Annotated in this window: 12 protein-coding genes and 1 riboswitch; of the genes, 8 read left to right on the top strand and 4 right to left on the bottom strand. The window is 58.0% G+C overall.

From position 1 onward, the window contains the following. Positions 1 to 151: 151 nt before the first annotated feature. Complete coding sequence (gene uxaC, locus GPK89_RS13110) at positions 152 to 1,594, top strand: glucuronate isomerase (RefSeq protein WP_215693733.1); 1,443 nt, start codon at positions 152 to 154, stop codon at positions 1,592 to 1,594. Positions 1,595 to 1,786: 192 nt separating this feature from the next. Here the strand turns inward: uxaC and GPK89_RS13105 are convergent, their stop codons facing one another. Next, positions 1,787 to 2,239, bottom strand: a complete 453-nt coding sequence (locus GPK89_RS13105; protein ID WP_215693731.1) for an RrF2 family transcriptional regulator — start codon at positions 2,237 to 2,239, stop codon at positions 1,787 to 1,789. 489 nt (positions 2,240 to 2,728) lie between these two features. On the opposite strand from GPK89_RS13105, the gene GPK89_RS13100 reads away from it, so the two are divergent. The 3 genes from GPK89_RS13100 (at position 2,729) to GPK89_RS13090 (ending at position 5,487) form a co-directional block, all read left to right on the top strand. Next, positions 2,729 to 3,622 (top strand): MetQ/NlpA family ABC transporter substrate-binding protein, encoded by an 894-nt coding sequence (locus tag GPK89_RS13100; RefSeq protein ID WP_215693729.1) that lies wholly within the window; start codon positions 2,729 to 2,731, stop codon positions 3,620 to 3,622. A 168-nt stretch (positions 3,623 to 3,790) separates the two neighbouring features. Continuing rightward, positions 3,791 to 4,789: a methionine ABC transporter ATP-binding protein gene (locus GPK89_RS13095; protein ID WP_215693727.1), complete on the top strand. Its 999-nt coding sequence runs from the start codon at positions 3,791 to 3,793 to the stop codon at positions 4,787 to 4,789. Beyond that, complete coding sequence (locus GPK89_RS13090; RefSeq protein WP_215693725.1) at positions 4,789 to 5,487, top strand: methionine ABC transporter permease; 699 nt, start codon at positions 4,789 to 4,791, stop codon at positions 5,485 to 5,487. Before GPK89_RS13095 ends, GPK89_RS13090 begins: the two co-directional genes overlap by 1 nt. Positions 5,488 to 5,829: 342 nt before the next feature. Here GPK89_RS13090 and GPK89_RS13085 read toward each other — a convergent pair whose 3' ends face one another. Then, positions 5,830 to 6,882 carry a threonine aldolase family protein gene (locus tag GPK89_RS13085; RefSeq protein WP_215693724.1) on the bottom strand — a complete coding sequence of 351 codons (1,053 nt, stop codon included), beginning with the start codon at positions 6,880 to 6,882 and terminating at the stop codon, positions 5,830 to 5,832. A gap of 167 nt (positions 6,883 to 7,049) precedes the next feature. Here GPK89_RS13085 and GPK89_RS13080 point away from each other — a divergent pair, with 167 nt between their 5' ends. After that, a complete protein-coding gene (locus tag GPK89_RS13080) occupies positions 7,050 to 8,417 on the top strand; it encodes a sodium-dependent transporter (RefSeq protein WP_215693722.1) in 1,368 nt (455 codons plus the stop codon). A 380-nt stretch (positions 8,418 to 8,797) separates the two neighbouring features. Here the strand turns inward: GPK89_RS13080 and GPK89_RS13075 are convergent, their stop codons facing one another. After that, positions 8,798 to 9,568: an HD domain-containing protein gene (locus GPK89_RS13075; RefSeq protein ID WP_215693720.1), complete on the bottom strand. Its 771-nt coding sequence runs from the start codon at positions 9,566 to 9,568 to the stop codon at positions 8,798 to 8,800. Between the two features lie 168 nt (positions 9,569 to 9,736). Between GPK89_RS13075 and GPK89_RS13070 the strand changes: the two genes are divergently transcribed. Together GPK89_RS13070 and GPK89_RS13065 are read left to right on the top strand one after the other, a co-directional pair. Next, a complete protein-coding gene (locus tag GPK89_RS13070) occupies positions 9,737 to 10,303 on the top strand; it encodes a TetR/AcrR family transcriptional regulator (RefSeq protein WP_215693718.1) in 567 nt (188 codons plus the stop codon). A gap of 101 nt (positions 10,304 to 10,404) precedes the next feature. Next, the gene (locus tag GPK89_RS13065; protein ID WP_215693716.1) at positions 10,405 to 10,920 is read left to right on the top strand and encodes a PTS sugar transporter subunit IIA; all 516 of its coding nucleotides are present in this window, start codon (positions 10,405 to 10,407) and stop codon (positions 10,918 to 10,920) included. A gap of 281 nt (positions 10,921 to 11,201) precedes the next feature. Here GPK89_RS13065 and GPK89_RS13060 read toward each other — a convergent pair whose 3' ends face one another. Next, positions 11,202 to 11,423, bottom strand: coding sequence for a hypothetical protein (locus GPK89_RS13060; protein WP_215693714.1), 222 nt, complete (start codon positions 11,421 to 11,423; stop codon positions 11,202 to 11,204). Positions 11,424 to 11,598: 175 nt separating this feature from the next. Then, a riboswitch (TPP riboswitch) is annotated at positions 11,599 to 11,716 on the top strand. A 77-nt stretch (positions 11,717 to 11,793) separates the two neighbouring features. Between GPK89_RS13060 and thiT the strand changes: the two genes are divergently transcribed. Continuing rightward, positions 11,794 to 12,360: an energy-coupled thiamine transporter ThiT gene (gene thiT / locus GPK89_RS13055; protein ID WP_215693712.1), complete on the top strand. Its 567-nt coding sequence runs from the start codon at positions 11,794 to 11,796 to the stop codon at positions 12,358 to 12,360. Positions 12,361 to 12,584 lie beyond the last annotated feature (224 nt).

The raw sequence follows: 12,584 nt of genomic DNA, 5'->3' as shown, positions 1-12,584 counted from the left end.
TAAAGCATTTTTTATTATGTATAATAGTAGCAGAAGTAGCAGAGTATGTGGTTTTGGGCCGAAAAAGATGCGCAAAGTATGTGCTATCCGGCCCGGTGCCCACTCCCCCGCTATCATCCTTATAATGTATATAATGAAGGAGTGTCTGTACATGAAAGCGTTTATGGATAAGGACTTTTTGCTGGAGACCCCCACCGCGCAGCACCTGTACCACGATTATTCGGCCAAGCTGCCCATCATCGACTATCACTGCCATATTCCCCCGCAGGAAATTTATGAGAACCGCCGTTTTGAGAATATTGCGCAGGTCTGGCTGGGCGGCCATCAGGTCCTGGCCGACGGCAGCGACTACTACTTCGGTGACCACTACAAGTGGCGCGTGATGCGCTCCAACGGCGTGCCCGAGGAGTATATCACCGGCGACAAGCCCGACCGCGAGCGCTTCCAAAAGTTTGCCGAGAGCCTGGAAATGGCCATCGGCAACCCGATGTATACCTGGTGCCACCTCGAGCTGAAGAAGTACTTCGGCTATGAGGGCGTGTTGAACGGCGAGACTGCCGAGGAAGTCTGGAACCTCTGCAATGAGAAGCTGCAGAACGACCCGAAATTGACCGTCCGCGGCCTGATCGAGCAGAGCAACGTCGCCATGGTCGGCACCACCGACGACCCCATTGACTCCCTCGAGTGGCACAAGAAGATCAAGGAGGACCCCTCCATCAAGGTTGTCGTCGCTCCTTCCTTCCGCCCCGACAAGGCCCTGAACATCCGCAAGGAGGGCTTCGCCGACTACATTCACAAGATGGAAGAGGTCGTGGGCCGCAAGTTTGCCTGCGCCGACTGCGTTGCCAGCGCCCTGGAAGAGCGCCTGGAATTCTTCGTCGAGATGGGCTGCCGCGCTTCTGACCACGGCCTGGACTATGTCCCCTACGTTGACACCGATGCCGAGAAGGCGACCGCCGCGTTCAAGAAGGCTATGGCCGGCGAGACGCTGACCCAGGAGGAGGGCGACGCCTACACCACCTACCTGCTGCTGAAGCTGGGCGCTGCCTACAAGAAACACAACGTTGCTATGCAGATTCATTACAGCTGCCTGCGCAACGTTAACGACAAGATGTACCGCAAGCTCGGCCCCGACACCGGCTTTGACATGATTGCCGTGACCGATTGCAGCGCCACCGTCAGCAGCCTGCTGAGTGCACTGACCAAGGCTGATGCCTGCCCGAAGGTCATCCTGTACAGCCTGAACCCCGCCGACTTTGATATGCTGGGCACCATCCTGGGCGCGTTCCAGGACGACGAGATCCCCGGCAAGATCCAGTTGGGCTCCGCCTGGTGGTTCTGCGACACTGACGACGGTATGTACCAGCAGATGAAGACCCTGGCCCGCCTGGGTCTGCTGGGCAACTTCATCGGCATGCTGACCGACAGCCGCAGCTTCCTGAGCTACACCCGCCACGAGTTGTTCCGCCGCCTGATGTGCAACCTGATCGGCAACTGGGTCGAGAACGGCCAGTACCCCAACGACGAGAAGGCTTTGAAGAAGATCGTTGAGGGTATCAGCTATTATAATGCCAAGCGGTATTTTAATCTGTGATATTCCTTGACTGAGATAGTGCAATTATAAACAGCACCGCCCCATCTGCTGATACGGCAGATGGGGCGGTGTTTTCTTTTAAAAGCAAGGCAGAGTTGTAGGGGCGGCACATGTGCTGCCCACGGCTTTCCCGCAAGCAGTCAGAGCCTTACACACGCGGGTCGGGCATGCCCGACCCCTACATGGCAGCACTTAGAGGTCGGTCTCGCTATTTTCGGAAGTCTCCGGGGAAATCTCCGGCACTTCCGGCATGGTGCGCAGCTGCTCCAGCGTAATGCCGTCCACATATTTGTTGATCAAATCATTCAGCCCGGACCAGAAATCCAGCGTGTGGCATTGGCCGCGGTGGGGGCAATCCACCGAGGAAGCCAGACACGGAATGGCCGTCAGCTCCCCTTCTACGGCGCGCAGAATCTCGCCGGAGGTGATTTCCGCCGCCGAACGGGCCAGGCGGTAGCCGCCCTGGGCACCGCGCACGCTGGATACCAGCCCCGCCTTTGCCAGCGGGGTGACGATCTGCTCCAAATATTTTAAGCTGATGCGCTGCTTGTCGCTGATTTCCTTTAACGGGATCAGATCATTGGGGCGGTTGGCAAGCTCCACCATCAGGCGCAAAGCGTAACGGTCACGGGTCGAGAATTTCATGTTCAGTCTCCCTTTTCCTGAGATTGTACTACTAATCATAGCATAATTATAGGAATTTTGCAAGCATTCAACCTATCTGCCTGGTAGGATATATGCAAAATGCCGAAATGTGCAATTTTATGCAAAAGGGTGTTGACAGAATGTGTTCACTGGCGTATACTGTGAGCCATGGAAAGCAAATCACCGCTGACCAAACAACGAGAGAAAGGGGTACAAGACTATGAACGCAGCCTATTCCGGCATGATGATGTGCATGTGCATGATGCGTAAGCGTCCTGTGCCAGCTTTCTTGCGCGCAAATTTCAGCGCATAAAGAAAACTTGCAGCGGGATGCCGGAGAAAACCGACATCCCGCTTTTGTTTGGAAAGGAAGTTTGTGACTATGGAAAGAGGTTCCATCTACAAGCAGCCCGGTGTGCGAATGTGACGTTTGAGGGAACAACACATTCACAAAACAACACACCTGACAATAAAAAGGAGATTACTACCATGAAAAAACTGATTTCTGCAACGCTCGCCGCCACCCTGGCCCTGAGCCTGGCCGCCTGCGGCTCCACCGCTTCCACCACCGAGACCACTTCTTCCGAGGCTGCCTCCACCGAGAGCACCGCAGCTTCTTCTGAGGCTGCCGAGTCCACCAGCGACCTGGCCGGCACGACCCTGAAGGTCGCCGCCTCCCCCACGCCCCACGCCGAGATCCTGAATGTAGCCAAGGAGATTCTGGCGGAGCAGGGCATCGACCTTGAGGTCGTTGAGTTCAGCGATTACGTCCAGCCCAACCTTGTGACCGAGAACGGCGAGGTTGACGCTAACTACTTCCAGCACACCCCCTACCTCGACAGCTTCAACGAGGAGAACGGCACCCATCTCGTCAGCGTCGGCGCTGTCCACTATGAGCCGTTCGGCATCTACCCGGGCAAGAGCAGCGACCTCGCCAACATCGCTGACGGCGCAACGATCGCCGTGCCCAACGACACCACCAACGAGGCCCGCGCCCTGCAGCTGCTGGCCGCTCAGGGTTTGATCACCGTGCGTGACGGCGCCGGTCTGACCGCCACCGTCAACGACATCACCGAGAACCCCCATAACGTGAAGATCGAGGAAATCGAGGCTGCCCAGCTGCCCCGCACCGTGCAGGACGTTGACTTTGCCGTCATCAACGGCAACTACGCAATAGAGGCTGGCTTCTCCGTCGGCAAGGATGCTCTTGCCACCGAGGACGCATCCTCTGAGGCTGCCCAGACCTACGCCAACGTTCTGGTCGTGAAGGAAGGTAACGAGAGCGACCCCGCCATCCAGGCCCTGTACGCCGCCCTGACCAGCGACAAGGTCAAGGATTACATCAACAGCACCTATGACGGCGCGGTCGTGCCCATTTTCTAAGAAAAAACATATCCGCGGTAAGGTCGTAGGGGCGAACATTGCTCGCCCCTACAGTGCAAGGTACCAAACAGCAAGAAAAACCTTGCAACCTGTCGTGAAATAGAGTAGAATTAACAGCGAATGGGTTTTACACTCATTCGCTATCTTTGTAAGTGAGGGAGAATACCCATGATCGAACTGCAACACCTGACCAAGCGCTTTGCCACGCAGGGTGGCACGGTCGTCGCGCTGAACGACATCAACCTGACCATCCGGGATGGCGATGTCTACGGCATCATCGGTATGTCGGGCGCCGGAAAATCTACGCTGGTACGCTGCATCAATATGTTGGAACGCCCCGACGAGGGCAGCGTCATCGTCAACGGGAAACAGATGCAGGACCTGAATGCGGCTGACCTGCGCGCCGCCCGCCGCGAAATTACGATGATCTTCCAGCAGTTCAACCTGCTGATGCAGCGGACCTGCCTGCGCAACATTATGTTCCCGATGGAGCTTGCCAAGGTCCCTAAGGAAAAGGCCGAGGCCCGCGCCCGCGAACTGCTGGAACTGGTCGGCCTGCCTGACAAAGCCGACGCCTACCCTGCCCAGCTGTCCGGCGGCCAGAAACAGCGCATTGCCATTGCCCGCGCCCTGGCGACCGACCCGAAGGTGCTGCTCTGCGACGAAGCGACGAGTGCCCTTGACCCCAACACGACCCACGCCATCCTGCAGCTGATCCAGAAGATCAACCGCGAACTGGGCATCACGGTCGTCATCATCACCCACCAGATGAGCGTGGTTGAGGAAGTCTGCAACCGCGTGGCGATTTTGGACAACGGTACCGTTGTCGAGGAGGGCGGCGTGCAGGCCATCTTCAGCCATCCTACTTCCAAGGCGGCACGCCGCTTGGTCTACCCTGCCGGTGCGCCCAAAGCCGAGGCCCTGCCCGGCCAGCGCCTGGTGCGTGTGGCCTTCGGCGGCACCCAGACCACCGACAAGCCGCTGGTGGCAAGTCTTGCCATCGAGTGTGGTGCGCTGGTATCCATCATGGCGGCCGACACCCGCATTGTCAACGGCCAGACGCTGGGCAGCATGCTGTTGGCTCTGCCCGACGACGACAAGGCCGAAGCGGCCATCGAGTACATTAAAAATTATCCCGGCATTACCTATGAGGAGGTGAACGGCTGATGGCAGAGTTTTTTGCAGGCAAGGACTGGCAGACGTTCTTGCAGATTTTGCCCACCATTCCGTTTGAAACGTGGGAAACGATTTGGTCCACGGTCGTGGCCACCCTGCTGGCGCTGGTCATTGGCCTGCCGCTGGGTGTCTGCCTTGTCACCGGCGAGCAGGGTGGCGTGCGTCCCCTGCCCCGTTGGGTCATGGCGTTGCTGAACGGCCTGGTCAACCTGCTGCGCAGTGTGCCGTTCCTGATTCTGATGATCATTGTCATCCCGCTGTCCCGCGCCATCGTGGGCACATCCATCGGCACGGTGGCATCCATTGTGCCGCTGGTCATCGCGTCCTTCCCCTTCGTCTCGCGCCTGGTTGAAACGAGCATGCGCGAGGTCGATGCGGGCGTCATCGAGGCCGCCCAGAGCATGGGGGCGACGCCGCTGCAAATTATCACCAAAGTTATGGTGCCCGAGAGCATGCCCAGCCTGGTTGCCAACGTGACGATTGCAGCTACGACCATCATGGGGTACGGTGCCATGGCCGGTATCATCGGCGGCGGCGGCCTGGGCAAAATTGCCATCAACTACGGCTACTACCGCTTTAACGTGGTGCTGGAGTTCTTCGCCACCGCCCTGCTGGTCGTGCTGGTGCAGATCTTGCAGACCGTTGGCACGAAGCTGGCCATCAAGTGCGATAAGCGCATCCAGAAATAAATTATATGAAATTGCACAGTAGGGGCGGGGCTCTGCTCCGCCCGGGAACGTGGCCTCGGCCGCAAAGTCCCCGGGCGGACTGGAAGCCTGCCCCTACTGCGTTATAGGGAAAAGCAAAGAATTAACATATTTTTCAAATTGGCGTGACAGGCCGGACATAAATGTGGTGTAGTATATAGACAGAGTCAAGGGGATGCCCCGAGACAACAACTATCACTGACGCCCCGGCCATGCCAGAAGCAATCGCTTCGGCTGCGGCGCAGACAACCAATAAGGCCGCGAGGCCATTTGAATAGATGAAAAATCCCGCATCGTGTGATGCGGGATTTTTGGTGTACCGAATTACAGCGCGTTTACGTCCTCAATCAGCTGCTCCACGGTTTCATCCTTCGTGGCCCAGCTGGTGCAGATGCGCACGGCGGTGTGGTGCTTGTCAGGCTTGCCCATGTGGGTCATGGCGTAGCGCTCGGTCAGCTTGGCGTACCACTCGTCGGGCAGGGCAAAGAACTGTTGGTTCGTCGGGGAGTCGTGCAAAACCTTACAGCCCTTTGCCTCAAACGCGGCGCGGATGTGCAGGGCCTGTTCGTTGGCATGGCGTGCCATCGTGAAGTACAGGCTCGTCTCGCCGCCGTCCTCGCCGTCCAGCAGGGCCAGGAACTGCTCACCCAGCAGGCGGCCCTTGGCCAGCATGCCGCCGTGTTGCTTGATGCAGTAGCGGAAATCCGGCTTCAGATCGTCGTTGGTGATGACGACTGCCTCGCCGAACAGCGCACCGCATTTTGTGCCGCCCAGGTAGAACACGTCGCACAGGGCGGCGTAATCCTGCAGGCTCAAATCGTTGGCGGGGCTGGTCAGGCCGTAGGCCATGCGGGCACCATCCACAAACAGGTACAGCCCCAGCTCATAGCAAGCGGCGGAAAGTTCGGTCAGTTCTTCCTTATTATAGAGGGTGCCGACCTCGGTGGGGTTCGAGATATACACCATACCGGGCTGCACCTCGTGCTCGTGGCTGGCGTTGGCGCGGTGTTCCTCGACGGCCTTGCGCACCTGGCGGGCCGTGATCTTGCCGTTTTTGCCGGGCAGAGCCAGGCATTTGTGGCCGGTGGCCTCGACTGCGCCGGTCTCATGCACATGGATGTGCCCGGAATCCGCGCAGAGCACGCCCTGCCAGGGCTTGAGCGCCGCCGCAATCACGGTCAGGTTCGCCTGCGTTGCGCCGACAAAGAAATGCACATCGGCGTCGGGGGCATCGCACAGGCTGCGTATCTGTGCAGCAGCCTTGGCGCAGTATTCATCCTCGCCATAGCCGGGGGTCTGGTCAAAATTGGTTTGCTGCAAAAGGTCCAGCACGGCCGGGGCCGCGCCTTCGCCGTAGTCACATTCAAAACGAAGCATATTCTTAACTCCTTACACGTTAGTATGTACGCTGCTAGTAGGGGCAAACATTGTTCGCCCGCGCCGCACGGCGGGTGTTGCACTAATTATAACACTGTGATTCCGCGCTTGCAAGTTTCGCTGTACTACGCTATAATAATAGTACTTTGTGAGAAAAGAGGAATATTATGGAACCCGAAAAACAGCGGGAAGGCTTCGGCTCACGCCTTGGCTTCATCCTTGTCAGCGCGGGCTGTGCCATCGGCATCGGCAACGTCTGGCGCTTCCCCACCGTCACAGGCCAGTACGGCGGCGGTATCTTTGTCTTGTTCTACCTGATTTTCCTGGTGCTGATGGGCCTGCCGGTCCTGACCATGGAGCTGGCCGTCGGCCGCGCCGGGCACGGTGCTGCCCGCAGCGCCTACAAGGCGCTGGAACCACAGGGCAGCAAGTGGCACATCCACGGCTGGTTCTGCATGGTGGGCTGTATACTGCTGATGATGTACTACACCACCGTCTCCGGCTGGATGCTCGATTACTTCTTCCGCTTCCTGACCGGCAATTTTGACGGCCTTACGTCGGAACAAGCGTCTGGCATCTTTGGCGAGATGCTCTCGAGCCCCGTGGAAATGGTGTTCTGGATGGTCATTATCACGGTGGCAGGCTTCATCGTCTGCGGCCGCGGCCTGCAAGGCGGCCTGGAAAAGGTCGGCAAATGGATGATGAGCGCACTGCTCGCTCTCATCCTCGTCTTGGTCGTCCACAGTTTTACCCTGTCCGGTGCGGGCGACGGCCTGGCCTTCTACCTGCTGCCAGACTGGTCCCGCGCCAGTGAGCAGGGCCTGGGCAACGTCATCACGGCAGCGATGAATCAGTCGTTCTTCACCTTGAGCCTGGGCATCGGTGCGATTGAAATTTTCGGCAGTTACATGGACCGCCGCTTTACCCTGCCGGGCGAGGCCGCGCGTATCTGCGTGCTGGACACCTTTGTGGCGGTCTGCGCAGGGCTTATCATCTTCCCGGCCTGTTTCTCCTTCGGCATTTCACCCGACGCAGGCCCGAGCTTGATTTTTATTACCTTGCCCAACGTCTTTACGAACATGGCAGGCGGCCGCCTGTGGGGTACACTGTTCTTCCTGTTCATGACCTTCGCCAGCTTCTCCACGGTCATTGCAGTGTTTGAGAACATCATCGCCTGCGCCTGCGAGGACTTTGGCTGGGACCGCCACAAAGCCTGCATCGTGGGCACGGCGGCGCTGGTGCTGCTGGGTCTGCCCTGTGCGCTGGGCTACAATGTGTGGAGCTTTATCCAGCCCATGGGCGCAGGCAGCACGGTATTGGATTTCGAGGATTTCCTCGTCAGCAACCTGCTGCTGCCGGGCGGCAGTCTGGTGTATCTTTTGTTCTGTGTCACCAAATGGGGCTGGGGCTTTGACAAGTATGCTGCCGAGTGCAACACCGGCGACGGCCCCAAGATGCCCCGGTGGGTCAAGCCGTATTTCAAGTATGTGCTGCCGGTGCTGATCGCGGTGATTTTGGTGCAAGGGCTCGTCTAAAGGATTGGCGGCAGCCTGCCCGAAGGCAGCTTTCTTTTGGCAGCAAAAGAAAGCTGGCAAAGAAAACTGCCGCTGTTGCGACGCAGCGGACCCGCGCCTCGGGGGCTGCACGCCCCCGAGCCCCCCAATAAGGAAGTTGAAAGCCCCGCTGGCTACGCGAACGCAGTATTACTGTTCGCGCTTAACGCCAGCGGGGCTTTCGCCACTTTTGAGTCGGGTGTTTCCCCGAACCCCCGCAGGGGGAAGGGGTGGCCCCCTTGTTAAAGGGGGCTGTCCGCGTTAGCGGACTGGGGGATTCCGACGGGCTTTGCCGCAGCTGCCGTGGACGGGGAGGACTGCCGCCCTCCCTTGCCCCTCTCGTTTTGCCCGTTTGCCGTTTATTACATATGCTCGCCTATCCACCGCTTCATCTCATCCGCAATCGCCTCAAACGCCTTGGCGGTATCAGGATTCTCCGTCTTAAAATCCAGCAGCTGCCACAGCCAGCCCTGCTCATCTACGATGCGCAGGCTCTCGGGATAGCACAGCTCAAATACCAGCGACGCATGGCCCACCGCATTGTCGGCGGGCCATTTTTTCAGGCTGTGCAAAATGCAGTGGTGCTCGTAAAATGCGTCCAGCACAGCGGGCGTTACTGGACTTTGGCGCAGGGCCTCGGTGCTGACGCTGTAGATTTCCTCCATCGGCGTTTCAACGTTGACGCGCAGAATATCGATTTTATCGGCATCCCGCAAAATCTGGCAGAACATCCGCGTGCGGTCGTCCAACTTTTCCGGCAGGCGGAAGGCACTGTGCCACGCCACCGCCGTGCGCAGCAAGGCGTCCTCGGCGGCATCGTCTATATAGTCGCGGATGTGCCCCTCGTCAAACAGCACGCTTGCACTCAATGCAGCGTGGTTGATGGACTGGGCGTCGATGAAGGTGTTGTACCGCCGCAGCTGCTCAAAGCGGCCGACATCGTGCAGCATACCGGAAAGCCAGGCCAGATCCGCATCCTCCGGCGGCAGGGTCAGGCTTTTGGCAATGCAGTCACACAGCGCGGCCACGCGGTAGGTGTGGTCGATTTTCAGCTTGACCTTCGGGTCGGCGGCGTTGTAGTGCGCGGCGTAGTCGGCAAAGGCTTTCTGTGCGCGGGCACGGTCGATTTTCATAATGATCACTTCCTTGCCTCTATTGTAGCATATTTGCACCGGGGCGCAAATTGCATTGTTTATAAAATTTCATCAACAGCAGACTACATTTTTGTACAAAATCCTTGACAATGTCCGCGAAAACGGCTATTCTTAAAGTAGAAATTTGCGAGGAAGGCGGTGCATACGATGAACGCCAAAGGAGACGCCAACCGCAGTGTACGCATGACCAAACAGCGGCTCTACCAGGCGCTTATTACGCTGTTGCAGCAGAAAAGTCTGCGTGAGATCACGGTCCGGGAACTTACTGAGCTGGCCGGGATCAGCCGCGGGACGTTCTATTTCCACTATGCTGATATCTATGCCCTGATGGATCAGATGGAGGCTGCCCAGCTGGCGCGGCTCAATGACCTGATGGACAGTCTGCTGCCCGGCATCTCGCAGGAGGAGGTTCCCCCTGCCCTGGTGGCACTGTTCACCTACATGACCGAGAACCCCGACCTCTGCACAGCGCTTTACGGCAAAAGCTGGGAGTCGGAGTTTACCCGCAACGCCAAAAAGCTGATTGCCGAGCGCTGCTTGGGCGAGTTCGCGCCGGGCGGCGGCACCGAGGAGCAGAAATATACGCTGGTCTTTGCAGTGAACGGCTGCTTTGGTACCATCGTTGCCTGGCAGGAGGCTGGGTTTGACCTGCCGCCGGCAGAGATCGCCCGCATTACCTGGCAGGCCATACGCGCTGTAAAAGAGCGGATTTGACCCGGGCAATTTCCGCTTGCCAGCCTTGCCTTTTTGGGCGCGGCGGGATATAATAAACTTACAACACACCCCTTGTGGTGCTTTAAGAAGGAGAGATTACCATGGGATTTTTTGATTTTCTGAAAAAGGCTTCTGCACCGGCTACCCCTGCAGAGCCGACGTTCCCCCTGACCCTGGCGGCTGACGCCAAGGGCACCGTTGTAGCGATGGAGAACATCCCCGACGAAGTGTTTGCACAGGGCATCCTGGGTAAGTGCTGCGGCATCGAACCCACCGAGGGCAAGGTCTTTGCCCCGGTCGACGGCGAAATCACCCAAGCCCCGGACAGCGGCCATGCGCTGGGCATTATGGGCGTAGGCGGCGTCGAGGTGCTGATCCATGTCGGCGTTGACACCGTCGAGATGAAGGGCGACGGCTTCAGTCCGAAGGTCAAGGAAGGCGACAAGGTCAAGAAGGGTGACCTGCTGCTGGAAATGGACCTGGACAAGATCGCAGCCGCCGGCCACCCCGCCGTGGTCATCACGGTCGTGACCAACACCGACGACTTCAAGGACGTTGAGGTCGTTGCCTCCGGCGATGTCGAGCCGGGCGCTGATCTCATCAAAGTCAGCAAGTAAATTGCACTACAAAAAAACCGGGCACCTGCTGTGGTGCCCGGTTTTTCGTTGCAGGGGAGTGGTGCCTGCATCCGCCCCTGCAATAAGGTTGGCAACAGAAAAATCTTACGGCAATACCGCATAATTCTAAGTGCCGATACGGCGAGCGAGGTGCGGCAGCTGCTAAGCCAAAAGCGCAGATAATACTTTGTGTATTATCGAGCATTTTGGCAACGCAGATGCCGTGCCGCAGCCGCCGGAGCGGTGCTTAAGCCGTAAGGCGGGAATTATGCGGTGTTGCCTTACGCCTTCTCCACCTCATACTCGCTGAACGTCACGCTGACGCTGGCGTTGGCAGCGTCCACAGTCGTAGAATAATCCTCCACGGTCACAGTATACTCGCTGGTGCCCTGCACCAGAACATTGCCGTTGTTGTCCTTGATTGTCACGGCGCGGCCCTGGTCGTCCACGACGGTGCCCTCACAGGCCAGGGCGGACAGGGTGCTGTCCCGGTCACGATCCACTTGGAGTCAGCGCGTTGGCAGAAACGGCCGTCACGGTGCCTGTATAGGTGGCTCCCGCCGCCGCAGCGGTGGCAGAACCTTGTTGAACAGGTGTGAAATTGTGGGAGAAACTGTGTGTGAATTCTTAAACCGCCGCGCTTGACAAACGCCCGCCGTTGTGTATAATGGAAACTGGACATAAAAACAGGGGCGCTGAGGGGCATCCTCGGCTGAGATCGAAACAAACCGCAGTTTCGGGTCGCCTTGAACCTGATCCGGGTAATGCCGGCGTAGGAAGTTTGACCCACCAGTCATAACGCTTTTGCGCCTGCAATGTATGTTGTGGGCGCTTTCTTGTTTTTATGTTACATTTTTTTGAGGAGTGGAATCCATGTCCAAAACCTATTCCAAGACCCGCACTCTCGTTGAGTGCGCCCTGATGATCGCCCTGGGCACTGTGTTGGCGAACATCAAAATTTTCGAGATGCCCAACGGCGGCTCCATTACGCTGCTGAGTATGCTGCCCTTTATCCTGATTTCCTTCCGCCACGGCGCGAAATGGGGCCTGTTCACCGGCTTTGTCAACAGCCTTTTGCAGATGCTGCTGGGCTTCTACGCACCCCCGGCCCCCGGTCTGCTGCCGCTGGTGGGTATGATCCTGTTGGACTATGTGCTGGCCTTTACCCTGCTGGGCCTGGCCTGCGTCATTGCCAAGCCGTTTAAGAACCGCCTGGTTGGTGTGGCTGTCGGCACGGCGGCGGTGTGCGGCATCCGCTTCCTGTGCAGCTTCCTGTCCGGCGTGCTGATTTGGGGCAACCTGAGCGACGGTCTGCCCGCTTGGACGTACAGCCTGACCTACAACGGCAGCTACATGCTGCCGGAGACCATCCTGACGACGATTGCGGCCGTGCTGATCTACAAGGCAGCCCCCCAGCTGTTTGCGGCGCAGGAGAAGTAAAGTAACAAACGGCCTCCCTGAGGCGTGTGCCGGTAAGACAGTAATTTGAGAGAATTACGAAATCGGCAACTGCGAAACAGGATCGGACAAAACAGGCGACATTCAACTTCGGTTGGATGCCGCCTGTTTTTGTGCGTTTAAGGGTCGAAAAACGCTTGTTTTCTGCTCTGTAAGGCAAGGATAGTGAAACGGGTGAAGTAGTAGTCATTCTCGTGGTAAATCCC

It is taken from the genome of Gemmiger formicilis, assembly GCF_018784445.1.
In the GTDB taxonomy this organism is placed as follows: Bacteria; Bacillota; Clostridia; order Oscillospirales; family Ruminococcaceae; genus Gemmiger.
The sequence above is the reverse complement of the archived record's forward strand: the minus strand, read 5'-3'. Positions and strand labels throughout refer to the sequence as shown.

Bases quoted from the DNA above. Each gene is read 5' to 3' on its own strand.
- uxaC (WP_215693733.1), top strand. From the start codon at position 152: ATGAAAGCGTTTATGGATAAGGACTTTTTGCTGGAGACCCCCACCGCG.
- GPK89_RS13105 (WP_215693731.1), bottom strand. From the start codon at position 2,239: ATGAAATTCTCGACCCGTGACCGTTACGCTTTGCGCCTGATGGTGGAG.
- GPK89_RS13100 (WP_215693729.1), top strand. From the start codon at position 2,729: ATGAAAAAACTGATTTCTGCAACGCTCGCCGCCACCCTGGCCCTGAGC.
- GPK89_RS13095 (WP_215693727.1), top strand. From the start codon at position 3,791: ATGATCGAACTGCAACACCTGACCAAGCGCTTTGCCACGCAGGGTGGC.
- GPK89_RS13090 (WP_215693725.1), top strand. From the start codon at position 4,789: ATGGCAGAGTTTTTTGCAGGCAAGGACTGGCAGACGTTCTTGCAGATT.
- GPK89_RS13085 (WP_215693724.1), bottom strand. From the start codon at position 6,882: ATGCTTCGTTTTGAATGTGACTACGGCGAAGGCGCGGCCCCGGCCGTG.
- GPK89_RS13080 (WP_215693722.1), top strand. From the start codon at position 7,050: ATGGAACCCGAAAAACAGCGGGAAGGCTTCGGCTCACGCCTTGGCTTC.
- GPK89_RS13075 (WP_215693720.1), bottom strand. From the start codon at position 9,568: ATGAAAATCGACCGTGCCCGCGCACAGAAAGCCTTTGCCGACTACGCC.
- GPK89_RS13070 (WP_215693718.1), top strand. From the start codon at position 9,737: ATGAACGCCAAAGGAGACGCCAACCGCAGTGTACGCATGACCAAACAG.
- GPK89_RS13065 (WP_215693716.1), top strand. From the start codon at position 10,405: ATGGGATTTTTTGATTTTCTGAAAAAGGCTTCTGCACCGGCTACCCCT.
- thiT (WP_215693712.1), top strand. From the start codon at position 11,794: ATGTCCAAAACCTATTCCAAGACCCGCACTCTCGTTGAGTGCGCCCTG.